The following is a 20,523-nucleotide window of genomic DNA, read 5'->3' as shown; positions in this document are numbered from 1 at the left end:
TCCTAGAGCGGCCACCAGGGACCATTGAAAAAGCTGGTGAGCCACCCCTGTTCCTGGCTGTTGGCCAGATCGCCGGTACCACCGTAATGGATGCGGGCATTGGCCACCTTCTGGGAGGAGACGCTGTTGTCCGTGGTCACATCCTCGGGGCGGATCATGCCGGTGATCCGGATATATTCATTGCCGTTGTTGAGCATGATCCACTTCTCGCCGCGCACCAGCAGGTTGCCGTTGGGCAGTACCTTGGCCACGCTGACGGAGATGTTGCCCTGCAGGCTGTTGCTCTGATCCGCCTTGGCCTGCCCCTTGAAAGCGCCATTCTGGCCAAGGGAGGCAGACAGATCATAGGGGCCGGCCGTTACCGGCACGCCACCCAGCATCGCCGTGTTCATCGTCAGCTTGTTGTCCTTACCGCTCTGGGTATTGGCCTTCTTGGAGGCAGAGGTGGACTCGGCCAGCTCGATGGTGATGATGTCACCCACCTTGTGCGCCTTGATGTCCGAGTAGATGCCGTTGACCTGATCGGGCTGGAAAATCGCCCCGGTCGGTCTGACCGAGACCGGCTCCGACTCCCCGTAGACGGGGGCAAACTCGGGATCATCGGGCTTGGGGGTATTGGGGGTGCTGCTGCAGCCCCCCAACACCATCAGTCCCAGCATCCATATGGCTTTCATTGTGCGCCTCCTACTTATGTGCGCTGGATCAGGAAGGACATCATGCCGTCCACCGCCGAGAGAACCTTGGAGTTCATCTCGTACACCCGCTGGGCCTGGATCAGGTTGACCAGCTCTTCGGTCACGTTGACGTTGGAGGTCTCCAGCATGCCCTGCTTGATCACTCCAAGCCCGTCCGTGCCGGCCACCCCCTGAATGGGGGCTCCGCTGGACTGGGTCTCGACGAACATGTTCTCCCCCATCGGCTGCAAACCGGAGGCATTGACGAAGTCGCTGGTATTGATCTGGCCGATGACCTGGGAAGCCCCATCCCCCTTGAGCTGCACCGAGACCTGCCCATCTTCCCCTATGGTGACGCTCTGGGCGTTCTCGGGGATCTGGATTTCCGGCTGCAACGGATAGCCGTTGCCCGGCGTGACTATGGTCCCTTCATCGTTGAGGGTGAACTGGCCGTTGCGGGTATAGGCGGCGCTGCCGTCCGGCAGCTGGATCTCGAAGTAGCCGCGGCCGCTTATCATCAGATCCAGCGAGTTGTCGGTGGTCTGCACGTTGCCCTGGCTGTGGTTCTTCTGAGTGGCCACCACCTTGGCACCCGCCCCCAGCATCAGGCCGGAGGGGAGCTCGGTGTCGGCCGACGAGCGACCGCCCGGCTGATTGATGTTTTGATAGAGCAGATCCTCGAAGATGGCCCGGGATTTTTTGTAACCCACGGTGCTGGCGTTCGCCAGGTTGTTCGAGGTAACCGAGATATTGGTCTGCTGTGCATCCAACCCGGTCTTGCTGATCCAAAGTGCAGGGTTCATGTAAAACTCCTTGGTTAGCTGATACGCAGCAGCTGGGTTTGGGCCTCGTCATTCTCTTCCGCGGTCTTCATGATTTTGACCTGGGTTTCGAACTGACGTTGCAAGCGAATAAGGTTGGTCATTTCATCGACCACGTTGACGTTGCTCCCCTCGAGGGAGCCAGCGATGAGGCCCACATTGGCCGACGCCGCTTCATTCTGGCCATCCTTGCGACGGAACAGGCCATCCTGCCCCTTCTCCACCGCATCGGCTGCCGGGTTGACCAGCTTGATGCGCTGGTACTCCTCCGGCAGGTTGGGGGCGGCCCCCTCCGGCCGGCCGCTGATGGTACCGTCCCGGTTGATTTCGATCTTCTCCATCGGCAGCGGCAGCACGATGGGCTGACCGCCATCGTCCACCACGTTCAGGCCGGTGGAGGTCTGCAGATTGCCGGTGGCACTGAGCTGCAGGTTGCCCATCCGGGTATAGGCTTCACCGCCCTTGGGATCCTGCACCGCAATCCAGCCCGGACCGTCGACGGCAACGTCAAGATCCCGACCCGTGGTCATCAGCATGCCGTGCTGCAGGTTCTGTCCCGGCCGCTCCGCCATGGCAAACACCCGGGTGGGCAGCCCTTCGCCAAACGCCTGCATGCTGCGCGCCTGCTCGAAGTCAGACTTGAAGCCGGTGGTGTTGGCGTTGGCCAGGTTGTTGCTTCGAACAGCCAGGCTGTTCATGCTCTCCTTGGCCCCGGACATGGCGATGTATAGCAGGTGATCCATGGGATCCTCCGTCAAACTGATGACTCTGACAGAGGAACTGCAATTTGAATGCCAATCCCCATCAAGCTTGTCAGTTACCGCCGCAATCACCCGCAACAACAGCCAATAAAAAGGGGCGCCGAAGCGCCCCTTGTCGTGCATGCAACCAGACTTAACGGATCTGCAGTATGGTCTGCTGCAGGGAGCTGTTCACTTCCAGCGAACGGGAGTTGGCCTGGAAGTTGCGCTGCGCCGTGATGAGGTTGACCAGCTGGGAGGTCAAATCCACGTTGGATTGCTCCAGCGCAGAGGACTTGATGCTGCCCAGGGTGCCCGAATTGGGGGTGCCCGGCAGCGCATCACCTGAGAGCAGAGACTGGCGCCAAGAGGTATCGCCGACCTGGGTCAATCCTTGCGAATTGGCGAACTTGGCAAGTGCCACCATGGCAACCTTCAACGTGGTCGCATTGCTGTAGGTCGCCGACACAATGCCGTCCGGCGTGATCTCCACCTTGGTCAGATTACCGACAGTGGCGCCATCCTGGGTCAGCTTGGTGACGTTGAAAGGCGAGCTGTATTGCGTCACGTCACCGAGACGGATCTCCAGTGTCTGGGTGGGGTCGGCACCGTTGGTGATAATCCCGGCCGCAGTACCAAGCGTGACGGTTTTGATCGGATCTGCCGGAACGGTCAGCGCTGTATCCAGTTTGCCGCCGGAGGTAAAGGTCATCTGGACGCCAGTGGGAACGCCTGCGGCCGGGCTGGGTGAACCACCAGCGATGTCGATGGGCTTGTCCCCCTCATACATGTACATGCTCCAGGTACCCGGAGTCAGCGGCGTTCCCGGGGCTGCCGGATCCTCGTGGCGGACAAAATACTTGGTGATCACGTGGGGGGCCCCCAGCGAATCATATATCGTCACGGAAGTTGAGTGGGCAAAGGTGGCGGAGTTGGTGTGATCAAACGCAGCCGGTGACGTCGGTTTGGTTTTCGACTCGATACTCAGGTTGAAACTGGCTTCCACCAGCTCGGTCATTTTGGGCTCGCCCGCCCGATCCGGAATTTGAATCGGCTTGGTGGCGTTGATGCTGACCGCCTTCGGTGTCCCATCCGTGTTGATTTCATAACCTTGCAGATAGTTGCCCTGATTGTTGACCATATAGCTGTTTTCATTCAGCTTGAAGGCACCAGCCCGGGTAAAGGTACGATCCAGGTTGGTCAGACCGTCCGACGTCACGAAGAAGCCGTTGCCCTGGATGGACAAATCAAGGGCGTTGTTGGTGAATTGCAGCGCACCCTGATGGAACTGCTGCGCCACCGCCCCCGTTGCCACACCGTTGCCGACCTGGGTTTTGGCATTGACGAAGATGGAGTTGGCGTAGACGTCCGCAAACTCGGCACGAGACTCTTTAAAGCCCGTGGTATTGACGTTGGCAATGTTGTTGGCGGTAACGTTCAGATCTTTTTGTGCCGCGTTGACACCGCTCAAGGCATTGTTAAATGACATATCCAGCTCCTTAGATCGATGCTGTTGGCGTGGTGGTTGATGGTGTTTTCACCGTACCTGCAATCTGCAAGATACTGTTCAAGCTTGTTGTACCGAGGCCTTTCAAATTGAGCTGGGTCGGATTGCTGGCCGAACCCAGGATCACGCTGTCGACCTTGCCGTAGGCAAAGATCGGCACACTCTCCGACTTACCGTCCACGGTACCGTTTGCCTTGAGGGTGTATTTGCCCTCTTTGGCCGGGTTTCCGTTCTTGTCCTTGCCATCCCATACAATTTCGACGTTGCCCTTCTGGTCACCTTCCAGAGGAAACTCCTTGATGACCTGTCCGCTCTCGTCTTCGATGGTGATCTTGACGTTCGAATACTTGTTTTCTGTGCCCACTGCGACCACACCCGGCAAAGAACCATCTTTTTCCAGGTAGCCGACGTTGCTCTGCAGCAAGACGTTTTGCCCCACCAGTGCCGACGCCTGCAGCGCCTGGCTGGAGGTCATCAAGGTATTGAGGCTGCCAATCTGGTTCGACAGGCTGCTGATCCCCTGGGACGTCGACATGGACGTCATCTGGGAAAGCATCTGGGCGTTGTCCACCGGTTTGAACGGATCCTGATAGGAGAGCTGCATGGTCAGCAGCTTCAGGAACGACTCCTGATCCAGCTCCTTCTTCGGAGTGGTGGTCGTGCCCGTGGTCTGGGTGGAGGTATAGCCAATACCGTTCACACCACTGGTTGTATCTGCCATTTATGCGTCCCCCTGTCAGGACTTGCCGAGGTTGAGCGTCTGCTGCAGCATCTTCTTGGCAGAATCGGCCACCTGCACGTTGGTTTGATAGCTGCGCGAGGCGTTGATCATGTCCGCCATCTCTTCCACCATGTTGACGTTTGGCTTGAAGATGAAGCCATCCTTGTCTGCCATGGGGTGGTTGGGGTTGTACTCCTTGAGCAGAGGGGCATCGCTCTCGACAATGCCCTTCACTTCAACCCCGGCCGACGCCTGCTTGTCCGACATGGCCTGATCCAGCTGGGCGGCAAAGATTGGCCGCCTGGCATGGTAAGTTTTTTCCACGCTGGAACTCACGCTGTCGGCGTTGGCCATGTTGCTGGCTACCGTGTTGAGTCGAACAGACTGTGCACTCATGGCCGAGCCTGCAATGTCAAAGACCTTGAACAAACTCATCACTGTTCTCCTTTCAAGGCCTTCAGCAGGCCACTGATCTTGCTGTTCATAAATTCAAGGGAGGTCTGGTATTCAAGGCTGTTGCGCAAGAACTCGCTGCGCTCCTGCTGCACGTCCACCGTGTTGCCATCACCGGTATCCGGCTGCAGGGGATTGCGGTACTGCGTCACGCCGGGCGCATCCATCTGCAGGGCAAAGTGCTTCTCGCTGGTCGTGGCAAGGCCGAAGCCCTGATGTTGCTGGGCCTCTTCCAATGCTTGCGAGAAGTTGATGTCTCTGGCCTTGAAGCCAGGGGTATCCGCGTTGGCAATGTTGCTGGACAACACCTCGGCACGCTTGGAGCGAACGCTCAGCGTGTATTGATGAATACCAAATGCCTTGTCGAATGAAATTGCCATAGCACACCTCCTGCTTGAGAAATTATTAGCAAGAGGTGTGCCAAAGAGGGATTTAAGCGGGGATCATTTAACCTTGTAGACGATGCCGGGGTTGCAGCGGATCATCTCGAACCTGTCGGTCAAACCGGCCAGCGACTCGGAAGCCCCCAACATCAGGTAGCCGCCAGGATTGAGGCTGGCTGCAAACTGGTTGAGGATCTTGGACTTCACTTCCGGGGCAAAGTAGATGAGTACGTTGCGACAGAAGATGATGTCAAACTTGCCAAGCAGGCTGTAGCTCTCCAGCAGGTTCAAGGGCCGGAAGGTGGTCAATTTTCTGACACGCTCCACCACCCGCATCTTGTTGTCACCATGGGGTTCGAAGAACAGCTTCTTGCGCTCGGGCGACAGACCACGGGCCAGTGCCAGGCTGTCGTATACCCCCTCCTTGCACTGATTGAGCATGGTGGTCGAGATATCCGTCCCCACGATCTGGACGCCACCTGGCAAGGTGCCGGGCTTCTTCATCTGCTGTTCCAGCGCCGTCATGGCGATGGAATAGGGCTCCTGTCCGGAGGAAGAGGCCGCAGACCAGATCTTGATGGGCCGGCCGCTCTTGCCCAGTTCGGGAAAGATCTTGTCGGTCAGCAGCTGGAAGGGATAGGTATCGCGAAACCACAGGGTCTCGTTGGTGGTCATGGCATCAACCACTGCCATTTTCAGGTCACGCTCACGCACACTCATCGCTCGAGTAACCAGATCAGACAGACTCTCAATACCAAACTGAGTCATCAAGGGTGAAAGCCGACTCTTGACCAGATACTGTTTGTTGTCACCCAGCACGATTCCGCTCTGTACCGCCAGAAAATTGCTGAATTGTTTGTATAAGTCGTCCGAAAGTGTCTTCATGCAGTTTGTTCTTCTTGATTAGAGTGCGCCTTGTACGGCCTTGGCCAATTCATCCGGCTGGAATTTGGCAATGAAATTGTTCGCACCAACTTTCTGCACCATGGCCTGATTGAACACCCCACTGAGGGATGTGTGCAGAATAACATGTAAGTCCTTGAGATTGGGATTGTTGCGGATCTCTGCCGTGAAAGTATATCCATCCATCTCCGGCATCTCGATGTCCGAGATCACCAGGGCGATCTGATCCTTGATGGGACCGTTTTTGGACATCTCCAGCAACATGTTGAGCGCTTCGCGTCCATCCTTGGCCAGCACGCACTGTACCCCGATGGCTTCGAGGGCGCGCTGCACCTGCTTGCGGGCCACGGAAGAGTCATCGGCCACCAGCACCGGACGTCCCAGGGTCGGGTGTTCTACGCTGGCCTCCACCAGTTCCTGGCTCACTTCGGTCGACACCGGCGAAATCTCGTTGAGGATGCGCTCCACGTCCAGGATCTCGACCAGCTCCCCATCCACTTCGGTGACGGCCGTCATGTAGTTGATGCGTCCAGCCCCTTTCGGCGGTGGCAGGATGGATTCCCAGTTCATGTTGATGATGCGCTCGACCGAGTGCACCAGAAAGCCCTGAATGGAGCGGTTGTATTCAGAGATGATGATGAAACACTTGGTCAGATCCTCGATAGGACGCTTGCCCATCGCCATGCTCAGATCGATGACGGAGATCGTCTGGCCACGAATGTGGGCCACCCCGCGAATGCAGGAGTTTAGCTTGGGCATGACGGTCAAGGGAGGACACTGCAACACTTCACGAACCTTGAATACGTTGATGCCAAATCTTTGACGTCCGTTGAGACGAAACAACAACAATTCCAGCCGGTTTTGCCCCACCAGCTGGGTACGTTGGTTGACCGAGTCCAGGATACTGGCCATAAACACTCCCTAAAAACGCTTGGCATTAATCATGCATGCGTGTTGGCTTGCGTCAGACTGTCGATGTCACTACGAACGAATTCTGAAGCAAGCATAGTTAAATATGGTGATATACGTGAACAACTTATCGGCCTGCGAGCGAAAATGATTAGTAGACTTTTCCTCACCTTACTGCTGTTTTGCGGCATTTCTCACGCCACGGCATCCGAGGTGACCAGTTACTTGCAAGAAAAGGCGCAGGAATTTGTGCTCGGCCAGCTCGATGTCCCCCTCGACGCCCAGGCACAGGTGCAGGCCGCTTCCATCGATGAACGTCTGCCCCTGAGCCGCTGCGAAGAGCATCTGTCCATCACCCTGCCCGCCAAGATGGAGATCCGCCGCAATACCACCGTCTACCTCAAATGTGAGGAGGAGAAACCCTGGGATCTCTACCTGCCGGTGCGCATCAGCATACAGAAGCCATATGTGACCGTCTCCACGCCGGTGGCCAAGGGCGACATCCTCAGCGAGAGCATGCTGACACAGGCCTACCAGGATCAGACCCTGATCCGCGGCGACTATCTCAGCGATACCACGGCCCTCATCGGCGTTCGCAGCAAACGGGAACTCAAGCCGGGCCAGCCCATCCGGCTCAGCCAGGTCTGCGTCGTCTGCAAGGGTGACCAGGTGACCCTCAGCGCAGAAAATAGCAGCATGCAAATCAAAACCATGGCCCGAGCCTTGCAAGATGGCAGCTTCGGAGACATGATCAGGCTCGTCAATATCCGGTCAGGCAAAACGGTGCAGGGAAAAGTCAACGCAGTTGGCTCCGTGGTGGTCACCTTCTGAGTATTTTCGGATCACTTTTTTTCTAAAGTTATGACGGCAGCCACCGATAAACAGGTAAGCGAACAGCAAAGCAGGCGAAGGTAAACACTATGGCTATTAACAATATCAACAACTTGGCGAACAATCGGTTGCAAAATACCGGTAGCAGCCAGGGTGCCAGCACCAAACCAGCGACCTCGTCCTCCGACAACCGTGCGGCGGCCGTCAAGACCGACTCCGTCTCTCTGACCAGCGAGGCGCAGCAATTGCAACAGATGCAGAAGAACCTCAACTCAGCCTCCACCGGCAATGAAAGCCGGGTCGAGAGCCTGAAGAAAGCCGTGGCCAATGGTGAATATCGGGTCGACAGCGAAGCTGTGGCCAAGAAGATGTTCAGTTTTGAATCCAACCTCGACAAGTTGCTGGGATGATGGATTTACCTTCGCTGCTGCACACCCAAGACGACTACCTCTCCCAGATGCAGGGCTTGCTGGAGGAGGAGTTCAACCTGCTCAAGCAGCACCAGGCACTGGCGCTGCCCGAGCTGGCAGAGCGCAAGCAGAAGCTGCTTGCCGATATTGAAGAGCTGGACAAGGCCATGGCCCTGCTGCCCGACCTGAAACAGCAACTGAACGCCTACCCCGAGCAGATGCGCACCCTGCGTGAAAAACTCGATGCCTGCCAGGAACAGAACGATCTGAACGGGCGCCTGCTCGAACTCAGCATCGTCTCCAACCGCCGGCTGGCAAGCTACCTGAGCAAGCTGCGAGATCGCAACTCCCTGACCTATGACGCCAAGGGCAATACCCGCTCCGGTACCCGCTCCATTGGCATCAAGGCCTGACCTCCCCCGCTACGACGACAGGCTGCCCCGCAGCACAACCATCCCCTCTTCTCTTTTTTACAGCGCCAGCTGCAACAGTACTTCGCTGTCCGCACAGGCGTGAATGCCAAGCACCCCATCCTCGTAGCGGCCATAACTTGCCGCCAGGTTGCCGCGTGGAAAACAGATGGATCCCGGGTTCATCAGCACCAGCTCCCCTTCCCGCTGCAACATGGGTAGATGGGTGTGACCGCTGATGAACAGGCTGCCGGCAGGCAGCGGCACCGCAGCAGGCTGATAGAGATGGCCGTGACTGACGAACCAGCGCCGGCCATCCACCAGCAGCTGGTTGTAAGGGGCTGTGATGGGAAAATCCAGCAGCATCTGATCCACTTCCGAATCACAGTTGCCACGCACCGCCATGATGCGGGAGGCCAGCCCGTTGAGCCGCTCGGCCACGGCCGCAGGAGCATAGCCAGGCGGTACCGGGTTGCGCGGGCCGTGATTGAGCAGATCGCCGAGCAGCAGATAGTGATCCGGCTGCCAGGGAGCGAGCTGGTCGAGCACCTGCTCCAGCGCACTCAGGCTGCCGTGCAGGTCGGAAAGAATGGCAATCTTCATGGCGAGCTCCTTATTGCTGACTGAAGTAGAGATCCTTGGTGGCGATCGCCCCCTTCAGGTTCTGCACCGGCAGGCCGCGCAGGGTAGGATCCACCAGTCGCATCTGGTTGTAGTGATAGACGGGGATGGCCGGCATCTCGTCCATCAGCAACTGCTCCGCCTGGTGGTAGATCCCGCTCCTGGCATTGCCATCCAGGGTATCGGCCGCCTGTTGCAGCAGGCCGTCGAAGGCGGGGTTGCAGTAACCGCTCTCGTTCTGGGGATCCTGGCAGCGGAAGCTGTTAAGCATGGCAGAGGGCTCCACGTAATCCCCGAACAGGAAGGATCGGGCCAACATGAAATCGCCGCTGTCTTTGGCCACCTGATAGGCGTTCCACTCCATATTGTTGAGCGTCACTTCGACCCCCAGCGGCTTCCACATAGATGCGACGGCCAGCGCCAGCTTCTTGTGATTCTCAGAAGTGTTGTAGGTGAGCGTCAGCTTGAGAGGATGTTGACTGTCATAGCCGGCCTGGGCCAGCAGCGCCGCCGCCCTGGCCAGCCGGGTCGGCTGATCCTGCAGGGCCAGTGGGGAGCTCAGCGCCTCGTAGCCCGGCATGCCGGGCAGCAGCGACCAGGCGGGTTGCTCGCCCTGCCCGCTGACCTTTTCGGTCAACAGGTGACGATCGATGGTCATGGCCAGTGCCTGACGCACCCGCACGTCCTGCAGCTCGGGGCGGCGCAGGTTGAAGGTGTAGAGGTAGGTGCCCAGCAGCGGCAGACCCCAGATCCGCTCGGGGGTCGCCTCCCTGGTCTTCTGGTAATACTCCAGCGCCACCTTGTTGGTGAGCTGGATCTCCCCCGCCTCGTAGCGCAGCCGCTCGGCATGCTGGGAGGCGAGCGGCAGATAGGTCACCCGCTGGATCCGGGTGTGGGCATCATCCCAGTACTGCACGTTGCGCTCCGCCTCGATGCGCTCGTTTGGTACCCAGTTCACCAGCTTGTAGGCGCCGTTGCTGACCAGCTTGCCGGGCTGGGTCCACTGCTTGCCGAACTGGCTGATGGCTTTCTCGTTGACCGGCACGAAGGGGCGCTGGCTTATCAGTTGCAGGAAGTAGGGAACCGGCCGCTCCAGCGTCACTTTCAGGATCTGCTCGCTCTCGGCTTCCACCCCCAGGGTGTTGAGATCGAGCGCGCCGGCGTAGATGGACTGGGCATTGTTGATGCCGGTTGCCAGCAGCAGGCCGGCAGAGGGGGAAGCCTGGGCGGGATCCAGCAGACGGCGCCAGGCATAGACGAAGTCGGCGGCGGTGAGCGGCTCGCCGTTGGACCACTTGAGCTGCGGGCGCAGGAAGAAACGCCAGACCAGCCCGTCAGCACTGGTCTCCCAGCGCTGGGCCTGGGCCGGCACGATCCGGCCCTGACCATCCTCGCTCACCAACCCTTCAAACAGGTCCACCAGCACCACTTCACCGGGGAAGCCGGAGCGGATCTGGGCCGGGTCGAGGGATTCGGGCTCGGCGCCATTGCCCTTGACCAGGGTCTGGCGATCCGACAACGCGGGATCCTGGGATACCGTGGTCGCCTGCAGCGGCGGGGTCAGCAGCAGCCCCAGCAGCAAGGGGGAGAGCCAGCGTGGTGCCGGCCGGCGTACTAAGCGGTAAACCATGACATAAACCTCGTTCAATGCACTTATTTCAGGAAAGGGGGAAGGCCGGCGGCGCGCCTGGATACGAATGCATGATGCCGCGCTTGTTATCCCCGAAGACGCCCCGTATTGTATCGGGCTTGCCCAAGAGATGGAGTCTCTCGGGCTATTTTTTTCAGGAGTTTTTATGGGGTATGAGTGGCTGGCGCTGGCAGCGGCCAGTTTATGGGCAGTGGCGGCCCTGATTTCCGTCAAACCGGCTCGCCATCTGGGGCCATTTGCCTACAGCCGCTGGCGGATGTGCCTGGTCAGCCTGATGCTCGGCAGCATGAGTATCTTGACTGGCGGCTGGCATACTCTCTCGGGCAGCGCCCTCCCCCTGCTGGCCATCTCGGGCCTTATCGGCATCTTCATCGGCGATACCGCCCTCTACGCCTGCATGAACCGGCTGGGCCCCCGTCGCAGCGGTCTGCTGTTTTCTTGCCATGCGCTGTTTTCCGCGCTGCTCGGGCTCTGGCTGTTCAACGAGCAGTTGACCGGTTCCCGGCTGGCTGGCGCCATGCTGGTGTTTGTCGGCGTCATGCTGGCCATTCTGTTTGGTCGGCGCAGCAGCGGCAGCGAATGGGAAAAAATACGGGGCAGCCTGGCGGCCGGGGTCGCGCTGGGGCTGACCGCCGCCCTCTGCCAGAGCCTGGGGGCCATCATCGCCAAGCCGGTGATGATGGGCGGCGACGTCGATGCGGTGAGCGCCTCCGGCGTCAGGATGGGCAGCGCCCTGCTGGCTCACTGCGCCCTGCGCATGACCGGGCTGCCACTGAGCAAGCCGCTGCATCCCATCAACCGTCGCATCTTCGGCATGATAGCCCTCAACGGATTCCTCGCCATGGCGCTCGGCATGACGCTGATCCTGGTGGCCCTGAAACAGGGGGATGTGGGCATGGTGGCCATCCTCTCCTCCACCACCCCCGTCATCTTGCTGCCACTGCTGTGGTGGCACTCGGGCGAGCGGCCGTCCGCCGCCGCCTGGGCCGGCACCCTGCTGGCCACCCTGGGGACCGTGCTGGTGCTGGGCGCCAGCGGCCACTGACTCCTGGCGATCAGAAGCGGGCGATTTCGTCGGCAGTCAGCTCGCGATATTCGCCCGGCGCCAGATCGTCGTCCAGCACCAGATCGCCCACCCGCTCCCGGTGCAGCCCCACCACCTTGTTGCCGATGGCGGCAAACATCCGCTTCACCTGATGGTACTTGCCCTCGTGGATGGTGAGGCGCGCCTCGCACTCCCCCAGGATCTCCAGCTGGGCCGGCCGGGTCTTCTCGGTTTCGCTGCGCAGCAGCACCCCTTCGGCAAACAGCGCAATGGCATCCGGGCTCACAGGATCGGCCAACCAGACGTGGTAGGTCTTGGCGCACTCATGACGGGGAGAGGTGATGCGATGGGACCACTGGCCGTCATCGGTCACCAGCACCAGACCGGTGGTGTCGAGATCGAGCCGCCCCACCACGTGCAGCTTGCCCATGGCCGGCTCGTCCATCAGGAAGAAGACGGTGGGGTGATCCGGATCCTCGTTGGAGCAGACATACCCTTCTGGCTTGTGCAGCATGAAGTAGCGGTTGCGCTGATCCAGAGTCAGGGTGACGCCGTCGAATTCAATCTGGCTCTGCTCGTTGATGTGGAAGGCGGGCTGCTTGACCACGATGCCGTCCACCATCACCTCTCCCTGCCGGATCAGTTTGCCCGCCAGCGAGCGGGTCAAGTCGGAACAATCGCAAAGAAATTTATCGAGCCGCATGCACAACCTCAGAGTCCATCAAGAAAGGGGCGTCATTATATCGGCCGGGGCCGACAACTCCAGCACTAAGCGCCAAGGCCTGCCAGCATGTCGCCATGACGAACCCCGGCGCCGGTGTTAGACTGCCAACAGAGGGCCTAACGTCACGCATAATAATAATGTCAGGAAGCCGTATGAAGTCGCACACTCCTCATCCCGTCATCCCCGTCAACCAGCTGCAACCCGGCATGTACGTGATCGCCATTACCAGCCAGACCGGCGGCATGGAGATTGCCCAGATGGGGCTGGTGACCACCCGCCAGCAGATCAACGATCTGGTCAGGCGCGGCGTACTCACGGTGCGGGTCGATCTCGCCCGCAGCAAGCTGCCCGGCATCGAGCAGGTCATCTCCCCCCAACCCGCCGTCTCTGCGACCAGCTCACAGCGACCCTCCGGCAGTGGCAACGGCGAGGGGCGTGAACTGAAGATCCGCCGGCTTTATCAGGAGGCTCGCGAGCTGCAGGGCAAGTTCATCCGCCACCTCAAGGCAGGGGAGCCCATCGACATCACGCCGCTGGCGGCAGTGGCCGAGGAGATGGTGGACACCATGTTCACCCACGGCGATGCCATGCTCTGTCTGGCCCGTATTCGCGCCAAGGATGCCTACCTGATGGAACACTCCATGAACGTCGCCATCCTGCTGGCGAACTTCGGCCGCTATCTGGACCTGGATCGCAGCGTGCTCAAGGAGCTGACCCTGGGCGGCCTGCTGCACGACGTGGGCAAGATCATGACCCCGGACGAGGTGCTCAACAAGCCGGGCAAGCTCACCGACGAGGAGTTTGTGGTCATGCGCCAGCACGTGGTGCACAGCTACGAGATCCTGAGCAACACCCCCGGCATCACCGCCACCATGCTGGAGGTGGCCGCCAACCATCACGAGCGACTCGACGGCACCGGTTACCCGCAGCGGCTCAAGGGCGAGCAGCTCTCGCTCTATACCCGCATGAGCGGCATCGTCGATGTCTATGACGCGGTCACTGCGGATCGGGTTTACAAGCAGGGGATGCAGCCAACCCAGGCCTTTCGCATTCTGCTCAAGGGGATCAACCACCACTTCGATGCCGAGCTGGTCACCAAGTTCATCAAGTGCATGGGGGTCTATCCGGTGGGTACCCTGGTGCAGCTCTCCAACCAGCGGCTGGCCATCGTCATGCAGCGCAATCCTCATGAGCCGCTCAAACCGGTGGTGAAGGTGATCTATCACGGGACCCAGCGCCACTACCTCGAGGTGCAGTGGCTGGATCTTGCCAAGAACGGGGTGCAGGAGACCATCGAGAGTACGGTCGATCCCAAGGAGTTCGGCATCAACCTCGCCAACTTCGTCTAGTTGGCGCCCCCTTCCCGCGACCGCTCGACGCAGTGCTGGATGAGGAACTCCTCATCCAGCGGCGACAGATCAAAACGGATGCAGGCCTCTTCGATGGCCCGGATGTCGTGTTGATGGTGCTCGCTGAGCCAGCGCACGGCGCGGCGCAGATCTTCACCGTGGGGCAGCAGGGTATGGTCGCTCATGGGGCACCTCCGATCAGCCATCGATACCGGCCCGTCACAGCGGGCCCTCTCTTCTAGCTTAGCCCGCCTGCCGCCCCTTCATCATCCGGCCTTCAAACAGGTTCAGGCAAACGCCCGCTGCCAATCCTGATCAAACTTCGCCAGCGCCGCGTCCACCGCCGGCACCCGCAGCAGCTGTTCGGCAACGTCGAGCGGCAATGTGATGGACTGGCAACCCGCCAGCAGGCAGTCGAGGGCCTGGCGCGGGGTGCGGAAGGAGGCCGCCAGCACCTTGCTGTTCGGCGCGTGCAGCGCCAGCAGCTGTTGCAGCTCCTGTACGGTGGCGATGCCATCGCCCCCCTGGGCATCCAGCCGGTTGACATAGGGGGCCACGTATTCGGCCCCCGCTACCGCCGCCAGCCAGCCCTGCAACGGGGTATAGACCGCCGTGCCCAGGGTCGGCACTCCATTGGCCGTCAGGGTCTTGATGGCCGCCAGCCCCTCTTCACATACCGGGATCTTGATCACCAGGTCCCGGTCCAGCTCACGCAGGGCAAATGCCTCGCGCACCATCTCGGTCTCGGTCTTGGCCATCACCTGGGCAAACAGCCGCGCCTTGGGACCCAGCGCCTCCCGCAGGGCAGGCAGCAGCTCGGCCAGCGGCATGCCACCGGCAGCGGTAATGGACGGGTTGGTGGTGACGCCGGCCAGCGGCAGGATCCGTGACCAGCGGCGCACCGCAGCCACATCGGCAGTATCGAGATAAAGCTCCATCTCTGACTCCTTAAGGGGATGTGCAATCTGTCGCCATTCTAGCGAGATAACATCCGCAATTTAGTTGATCAAAATCAAATCAACTTTCGAACGAAAGAAAATAGAATGCAAAAACAAAAGGAGGCGGTATGATTTTCGACCTGCAACGCTATTCAACCCACGATGGCCCCGGCATTCGCACCCTGGTGTTTCTCAAGGGGTGCTCGCTGGCCTGTCGCTGGTGTCAAAACCCGGAAAGCCGCTCTCCCAAGCCGGACATACTACTCGACCGGCGCCAATGCATCGAGGGATGCCGGCTCTGCAGCGACGCCTGCCCGGCAATCTTGCGTGACAGCCAGGGTGTCCAGCTCACCCGCTCATCCCTCGGCAATCAGGATGTGGAACGGCTGCGCGGCCTCTGCCCCAGCGAAGCGCTGCAGGTGTGCGGCCGGGAGGAGAGCCTGGACACCCTGATGGCCACCATCCTGCGGGATCGCCCCTTCTTCGAGCGCAGTGGCGGCGGAGTCACCCTCTCCGGCGGCGAGCCCTTCATGCAGCCAGAATTTGCTGCCAGCCTGCTGGCCCGCTGCAAGGCCGAGGGGCTGCATACCGCGGTGGAAAGTTGCCTGCACGTGCCCTGGCACCAGATTGAACCCAGCCTCCCCCACCTCGACCTGCTGCTGGCGGATCTCAAGCAGGTGGATGAGGAACGCTTCTTCGACTGGACCCGCGGCAAGGTCGCCCTGCCGCTGGCCAACCTCAAGCGGCTGGCCGAACGCGGCGTGGCCATGCAGATCCGGGTGCCGCTCATCCCCGGTTTCAATGCCGACCACGCCTCCATCGAGGCCATCACCCAGGCCGCCGCCAGCCTCAGCACGGTACAGGAGATCCACTTTCTCCCCTACCACACCCTGGGCGTGGGCAAATACGCCCTGCTCGACCAACCCTATCTGGCCCCCCTGCAGCCACTCGATGACCCGGCACTGCTCGCCTTTGCCCATGAGTGTGCCCGTGCGCAGGGGCTGACCCCGCTCACCCGGGGTTAGGAACACCCCATGACATCAGCCATTCGCTGCCCAATGACCAGAGGATAAGACCATGACCCAGCTCGACCTCACTACCCTGCCCCCGCGGATCCGTGCCCACAAGGAGAGCCTGATCCACATCGTCCAGCCGCCGGTCTGCACCGAGCGCGCCCGCCACTATACAGAGGCCTATCAGGCCCACCTGGCCCGGCCGCTGCCGGTACGCCGCGCCCTGGCGCTGGCCCACCACCTCAAGGAGCGCACCATCTGGATCAAGCACGACGAGCTCATCGTCGGCAACCAGGCGAGCCAGGTGCGGGCAGCGCCGCTCTTTCCCGAATACACGGTGGGCTGGATCGAGAAGGAGATCGACGAGTTGGCGGATCGCCCCGGCGCCGGCTTTGCGGTGAGCGAGGCGGACAAGCTGGCCATCCACGCCCTCACCCCTTTCTGGCGCGGCCAGACGGTGCAGGATCGCTGCTACGGCCTCTTTACCGACGAACAGAAGGGGCTGCTGGAGAGCGGCATCATCAAGGCCGAGGGCAACATGACCTCGGGGGATGCCCACCTCGCGGTCAACTACGAGCAGCTGCTTGCCCTCGGTCTCGACGGCCTCAAGGCCAGGGTGGCCGAGCGGCGCAGCCGGCTCGATCTGGCGGACTGGGCCGATCTGCAGCGCGAGCAGTTCCTGCAGGCCGTCGCCATCACCCTCGATGCCGTCAGCCAGCACATCGAGCGCTACGCCGCGCTGGCCCGCGAACTGGCGCAGCAGGAGCCGCGCCCCGAGCGCCGCTGCGAGCTAGAGACCATCGCCCTCAACTGCGCCCGTATCGCCCACCAGCCCCCCGAGACCTTCTGGCAGGCGCTGCAGCTCTGCTACTTCATCCAGCTCATCCTGCAGATCGAGTCCAACGGCCACTCGGTGTCGTTTGGCCGGATGGACCAGTACCTCTACCCTTGGTATCGCCGCGAGGTGGAATTGTCGGAATCCCTGCCGCGCACCCGCGCCATCGAACTGCTGCAAGGGTGCTGGCTCAAGCTGCTGGAGGTGAACAAGATCCGCTCCGGCACCCACTCCAAGGCCTCCGCCGGCAGTCCGCTCTATCAAAACGTCACCATCGGCGGCCAAAATTGGCGCAATGGCAAGGCCCACGACGCGGTCAACGGCCTCTCCTACGCGATTCTGGAGTCCTGCGGCCAGCTGCGCTCGACCCAGCCCAACCTCTCGGTGCGCTACCACGCCGGCATGAGCGAGGATTTCCTCGACGCCTGCATCCAGGTGATCCGCTGCGGCTTCGGCATGCCCGCCTTCAACAACGACGAGGTGGTGATCCCCGAGTTCATCAAGCTCGGGGTGAGCGAGGAGGATGCCCACCACTACGCCGCCATCGGCTGCATCGAAACCGCGGTGCCCGGCAAGTGGGGCTATCGCTGCACCGGCATGAGCTTCATCAACTTCGCCCGCATCCTGCTGGCGGCGCTCGATGGCGGCCGTGACGCCACCACCGGCAAGGTCTTCTTGCCCCAGCCCCAATCGCTGCGGGACGGCACCTTCGGCCACTTCGATGAGGTGATGGCCCGCTGGGACGAGCAGGTGCGCTACTTCACCCGCAAGTCCATCGAGATCGACTGCGTGGTCGACAGCGTGCTGGAGGCCCAGGCCCACGACATCCTCTGCAGCGCCCTGGTGGATGACTGCATCGAGCGCGGCAAGACCATCAAGCAGGGGGGCGCCGTCTATGACTGGGTCTCCGGCCTGCAGGTGGGGATCGCCAACCTGGGCAACAGCCTAGCAGCGCTGAAGAAACTGGTGTTCGAGCAGGGGGTGGTGGATCAGTGCGAGCTGGCCGAAGCGCTCGAGCAGGATTTTGCCGGGCTTGAGGGCGAGCAGCTGCGCCAGCGCCTCACCCATGCGGCTCCCAAATATGGCAACGATCTGGACGAGGTCGACCTGCTGCTGGTGCAGGCCTACCAGAGCTACATCGACGAGCTCAAGGGGCTGCACAACACCCGTTTCGGCCGCGGCCCCATCGGCGGCACCTACTATGCGGGCACCTCCTCCATCTCGGCCAACGTGCCCTTCGGTGCGGCCACCATGGCCACCCCGGATGGCCGCCACGCCCGCACCCCGCTGGCGGAAGGGGCCAGCCCAGCGTCGGGGTCGGATCGCCTCGGCCCCACGGCGGTGTTCAACTCCCTCGGCAAGCTGCCCACTGCGGCCATCCTCGGCGGCGTGCTGCTCAACCAGAAGCTGAGCCCGGCCAGCCTGGAGAGCGAGCGGGACAAGGCCAAGCTGATGAGCCTGCTGCGCACCTTCTTCGAGGTGCACAAGGGGTGGCACGTGCAGTACAACATCGTCTCGCGCGAGACGCTGCTGGCGGCCAAGGCCCATCCCGATCAGTACCGGGATCTGGTGGTGCGGGTGGCAGGCTATTCGGCCTTCTTCACCGCCTTATCCCCCGATGCGCAAGATGATATCATCGCCCGAACCGAGCACAGTCTCTGACGGGCCCCACCAGGGGCAGCTGTGCCCCTTATATGACCGGCAAGCCACCCGCGGGGTGGCTTGCCGCTATCCACTGTCAACCAGCGAGGTACCATGAATCCACGCCACCAATTGATCCTCACTCTGGTCCATCAGGCCCGCAAGATGAGCGTGAGCGAGCTATCCCAACGTACCGGGGTCTCGGAGGTGACGGTGCGCAACGACCTGACTTCCCTCGAAAAACAGGGATTGCTCAAACGGGTGCACGGCTCGGCCATGGCGCTGGAGAGCGACGACCCCGACGCCCGGATGAACATCAACTACCTGCTCAAGGAGCGCCTCGCCGAGCGGGCCGCCCAGCTGGTGGAAGATGGCGAGACGGTCTTTATCGAGGGGGGCAGCGCCAACGCCCTACTGGCCCGTCATCTGGCCCTGCACAAACGGGTCACCATCATCACCATCAGCAGCTACATCGCCCACCTGCTGCGCGACACCCAGGCCCAGGTGGTGCTGCTCGGCGGCCTGTTCCAGCATCAGAGCGAGAGCGTGGTAGGGCCGCTGACCCGGCTGTGCATCGAGCAGGTGCACTTCTCCAAGGCCTTCATCGGGGTGGACGGCTTTCATCCCGAGGTGGGCTTCACCGGCCGCGACATGATGCGGGCGGATGTGGTCAACAGCGTGCTGGCCAAGGGGGTGACCAATGTGGTCATCACCGACAGCAGCAAGTTCGGAGCCATCCACCCAAGTCCGCTCGGCACGCCAGGGCAGATCGGCGTGCTGGTCACCGACGACGCCCTGCCCGTCACCATGCGATCCACCCTGACTGCACGCGGCATCACAGTGCACTGCGTCGCCGCCTGAGTCGCACCTTGCCCCCTGTTGCCGGGTTGCTCCCCCGCCTGGCCGCTTGACGGCGCCCACCCAGACGAGGGTATGCTCGTCCTCTTTTGGCCACCGCCTGGCAAGGACCACTCTTTCAAGGACGTGACATGCACACCAAGGACAAGTTTCTGGCCGCTCTGGTCATCCTCTGTTGGGGGCTCAACTTCGTCGCCATCAAGTGGGGGCTGGAGGGGATCCCGCCGCTGCTGCTGGGGGCACTGCGCTTCGTCGGAGTGGTCTTTCCCGCCATCCTGCTGGTCCCCAGACCCGCCATGCCGTGGCGCTGGCTGCTGGCCTACGGCGGAGCCATCAGCCTCGGCCAGTTCTCCTTTCTGTTCTGCGCCATGAAGTTCGGCATGCCGGCCGGCATGGCCTCGCTGGTGCTGCAATCCCAGGTGGTGTTCACCCTGCTGTTCGCCATGATCTGGCTGGGGGAGCGCTGGCAACCCCACCACTGGGTGGCCCTGCCGCTGGCGGGGGCCGGGCTCTACCTCATCGCCACCCATGGCGAGGGCAATCTCACCCTGCTCGGCTTCGTGCTGACCCTCTGCGCCGCCGCCTGCTGGGGCCTTGGCAACGTCATCAATCGCCAGATCGGCCTGCGTTACAAGACCTCTCTGCCAAGCCTGGTCGCCTGGGGCGGGCTGGTGCCCATCCTCCCCTTCTTCGCCCTCTCCTGGCTGTTCGAGGGGCCTGGGCTGATGGCCAGCAGCCTGCTCAACATCAGCTGGCAGGGGATCCTGTGCGTGCTCTATCTCTCCTTTGTCGCCACCTGGCTCGGCTACGGCCTGTGGGGGCGGCTGCTGATGCGCTACCCGGTGGCGCAGGTGGCCCCCCTCTCCCTGCTGGTGCCCTGCGTCGGCATGGTGGCGGCGGCCCTGTTGCTGGACGAGCACCCCACCCCCTTGCAGTGGCTGGGTTCTGCCCTGGTGCTGCTGGGGTTCGTGGTGCATCTGCTGGGCGGGCGGCTGCGCTGGTTCAAATCGCAGACCGCCGCCTGACGCTTATTTACCCGTCGCCATTGACCGGGGCGGAGAAACTTTTCATGATGAGCCAGCCCCC

General features: G+C 61.4%; 23 protein-coding genes. 9 read left to right on the top strand and 14 right to left on the bottom strand.

What is annotated here, in order from left to right; translation table 11 throughout:
* Nucleotides 1-2 precede the first annotated feature (2 nt).
* The 9 genes from flgH to AB5Y95_RS09025 all read right to left on the bottom strand — a co-directional run bounded on the left by flgH (nt 3) and on the right by AB5Y95_RS09025 (nt 7,114).
* Nucleotides 3-674 (bottom strand): flagellar basal body L-ring protein FlgH, encoded by a 672-nt coding sequence (gene flgH / locus AB5Y95_RS09065; protein WP_005302761.1) that lies wholly within the window; start codon nt 672-674, stop codon nt 3-5.
* A 14-nt stretch (nt 675-688) separates the two neighbouring features.
* Nucleotides 689-1,477, bottom strand: a complete 789-nt coding sequence (flgG, locus tag AB5Y95_RS09060; RefSeq protein ID WP_005302762.1) for a flagellar basal-body rod protein FlgG — start codon at nt 1,475-1,477, stop codon at nt 689-691.
* Between the two features lie 14 nt (nt 1,478-1,491).
* Nucleotides 1,492-2,238, bottom strand: coding sequence for a flagellar basal-body rod protein FlgF (gene flgF, locus AB5Y95_RS09055; RefSeq protein ID WP_005302763.1), 747 nt, complete (start codon nt 2,236-2,238; stop codon nt 1,492-1,494).
* A 151-nt stretch (nt 2,239-2,389) separates the two neighbouring features.
* The gene (flgE, locus tag AB5Y95_RS09050) at nt 2,390-3,724 is read right to left on the bottom strand and encodes a flagellar hook protein FlgE (RefSeq protein ID WP_005302764.1); all 1,335 of its coding nucleotides are present in this window, start codon (nt 3,722-3,724) and stop codon (nt 2,390-2,392) included.
* Nucleotides 3,725-3,734: 10 nt separating this feature from the next.
* Nucleotides 3,735-4,463: a flagellar hook assembly protein FlgD gene (locus AB5Y95_RS09045; protein WP_005302765.1), complete on the bottom strand. Its 729-nt coding sequence runs from the start codon at nt 4,461-4,463 to the stop codon at nt 3,735-3,737.
* Between the two features lie 15 nt (nt 4,464-4,478).
* A complete protein-coding gene (flgC, locus tag AB5Y95_RS09040) occupies nt 4,479-4,898 on the bottom strand; it encodes a flagellar basal body rod protein FlgC (RefSeq protein ID WP_005302766.1) in 420 nt (139 codons plus the stop codon).
* The gene (gene flgB, locus AB5Y95_RS09035; RefSeq protein ID WP_005302767.1) at nt 4,898-5,296 is read right to left on the bottom strand and encodes a flagellar basal body rod protein FlgB; all 399 of its coding nucleotides are present in this window, start codon (nt 5,294-5,296) and stop codon (nt 4,898-4,900) included. Before flgB ends, flgC begins: the two co-directional genes overlap by 1 nt.
* A gap of 63 nt (nt 5,297-5,359) precedes the next feature.
* The gene (locus AB5Y95_RS09030) at nt 5,360-6,184 is read right to left on the bottom strand and encodes a protein-glutamate O-methyltransferase CheR (RefSeq protein ID WP_005302768.1); all 825 of its coding nucleotides are present in this window, start codon (nt 6,182-6,184) and stop codon (nt 5,360-5,362) included.
* A gap of 18 nt (nt 6,185-6,202) precedes the next feature.
* Complete coding sequence (locus AB5Y95_RS09025) at nt 6,203-7,114, bottom strand: chemotaxis protein CheV (protein ID WP_005302769.1); 912 nt, start codon at nt 7,112-7,114, stop codon at nt 6,203-6,205.
* A gap of 222 nt (nt 7,115-7,336) precedes the next feature.
* On the opposite strand from AB5Y95_RS09025, the gene flgA reads away from it, so the two are divergent.
* From flgA to AB5Y95_RS09010, 3 genes are all read left to right on the top strand, one after another.
* On the top strand, nt 7,337-7,942 hold the full coding sequence (gene flgA / locus AB5Y95_RS09020; RefSeq protein WP_368160782.1) for a flagellar basal body P-ring formation chaperone FlgA: 606 nt from the start codon (nt 7,337-7,339) through the stop codon (nt 7,940-7,942).
* An 89-nt stretch (nt 7,943-8,031) separates the two neighbouring features.
* Nucleotides 8,032-8,352 (top strand): flagellar biosynthesis anti-sigma factor FlgM, encoded by a 321-nt coding sequence (gene flgM, locus AB5Y95_RS09015; protein WP_005302771.1) that lies wholly within the window; start codon nt 8,032-8,034, stop codon nt 8,350-8,352.
* Nucleotides 8,349-8,765, top strand: coding sequence for a flagella synthesis protein FlgN (locus tag AB5Y95_RS09010; protein WP_162518811.1), 417 nt, complete (start codon nt 8,349-8,351; stop codon nt 8,763-8,765). The genes flgM and AB5Y95_RS09010 overlap by 4 nt, the downstream gene beginning before the upstream one ends.
* A 57-nt stretch (nt 8,766-8,822) precedes the next feature.
* On the opposite strand, the gene yfcE is transcribed toward AB5Y95_RS09010, so the two are convergent.
* Both yfcE and AB5Y95_RS09000 read right to left on the bottom strand, forming a co-directional pair.
* Nucleotides 8,823-9,365: a phosphodiesterase gene (gene yfcE, locus AB5Y95_RS09005; protein WP_368160667.1), complete on the bottom strand. Its 543-nt coding sequence runs from the start codon at nt 9,363-9,365 to the stop codon at nt 8,823-8,825.
* Nucleotides 9,366-9,375: 10 nt separating this feature from the next.
* Complete coding sequence (locus AB5Y95_RS09000) at nt 9,376-11,013, bottom strand: peptide ABC transporter substrate-binding protein (protein WP_026141519.1); 1,638 nt, start codon at nt 11,011-11,013, stop codon at nt 9,376-9,378.
* 166 nt (nt 11,014-11,179) lie between these two features.
* Here AB5Y95_RS09000 and AB5Y95_RS08995 point away from each other — a divergent pair, with 166 nt between their 5' ends.
* Nucleotides 11,180-12,079 carry a DMT family transporter gene (locus AB5Y95_RS08995; RefSeq protein ID WP_017782321.1) on the top strand — a complete coding sequence of 300 codons (900 nt, stop codon included), beginning with the start codon at nt 11,180-11,182 and terminating at the stop codon, nt 12,077-12,079.
* A 10-nt stretch (nt 12,080-12,089) separates the two neighbouring features.
* On the opposite strand, the gene rsuA is transcribed toward AB5Y95_RS08995, so the two are convergent.
* On the bottom strand, nt 12,090-12,782 hold the full coding sequence (rsuA, locus tag AB5Y95_RS08990; RefSeq protein ID WP_017765630.1) for a 16S rRNA pseudouridine(516) synthase RsuA: 693 nt from the start codon (nt 12,780-12,782) through the stop codon (nt 12,090-12,092).
* Nucleotides 12,783-12,955: 173 nt separating this feature from the next.
* Between rsuA and AB5Y95_RS08985 the strand changes: the two genes are divergently transcribed.
* Complete coding sequence (locus AB5Y95_RS08985) at nt 12,956-14,152, top strand: HD-GYP domain-containing protein (protein ID WP_005302778.1); 1,197 nt, start codon at nt 12,956-12,958, stop codon at nt 14,150-14,152.
* Here AB5Y95_RS08985 and AB5Y95_RS08980 read toward each other — a convergent pair.
* Nucleotides 14,149-14,337, bottom strand: coding sequence for a hypothetical protein (locus tag AB5Y95_RS08980; protein ID WP_010633458.1), 189 nt, complete (start codon nt 14,335-14,337; stop codon nt 14,149-14,151). The two genes, AB5Y95_RS08985 and AB5Y95_RS08980, sit on opposite strands and share 4 nt — an antisense overlap.
* Before the next feature lie 102 nt (nt 14,338-14,439).
* Entirely contained in the window at nt 14,440-15,090 is a 651-nt protein-coding gene (gene fsa, locus AB5Y95_RS08975) for a fructose-6-phosphate aldolase (protein WP_017765632.1), read from the bottom strand.
* 128 nt (nt 15,091-15,218) lie between these two features.
* On the opposite strand from fsa, the gene AB5Y95_RS08970 reads away from it, so the two are divergent.
* From AB5Y95_RS08970 to AB5Y95_RS08955, 4 genes are all read left to right on the top strand, one after another.
* Nucleotides 15,219-16,115, top strand: coding sequence for a glycyl-radical enzyme activating protein (locus AB5Y95_RS08970; RefSeq protein WP_208200591.1), 897 nt, complete (start codon nt 15,219-15,221; stop codon nt 16,113-16,115).
* 52 nt (nt 16,116-16,167) lie between these two features.
* Nucleotides 16,168-18,600, top strand: coding sequence for a formate C-acetyltransferase/glycerol dehydratase family glycyl radical enzyme (locus AB5Y95_RS08965; RefSeq protein WP_368160663.1), 2,433 nt, complete (start codon nt 16,168-16,170; stop codon nt 18,598-18,600).
* 93 nt (nt 18,601-18,693) lie between these two features.
* On the top strand, nt 18,694-19,440 hold the full coding sequence (locus AB5Y95_RS08960) for a DNA-binding transcriptional regulator YciT (RefSeq protein WP_010633454.1): 747 nt from the start codon (nt 18,694-18,696) through the stop codon (nt 19,438-19,440).
* A 128-nt stretch (nt 19,441-19,568) separates the two neighbouring features.
* Complete coding sequence (locus AB5Y95_RS08955) at nt 19,569-20,462, top strand: EamA family transporter (RefSeq protein WP_208200589.1); 894 nt, start codon at nt 19,569-19,571, stop codon at nt 20,460-20,462.
* The last annotated feature ends 61 nt before the right edge of the window (nt 20,463-20,523 follow it).

The sequence above is a fragment of the Aeromonas sp. R5-3 genome (genome assembly GCF_040908225.1).
Classification (GTDB): Bacteria; Pseudomonadota; Gammaproteobacteria; order Enterobacterales; family Aeromonadaceae; genus Aeromonas; species Aeromonas dhakensis.
Note: the sequence above shows the minus strand (reverse complement) of the source record. Positions and strands in the feature narration are given on the sequence as shown.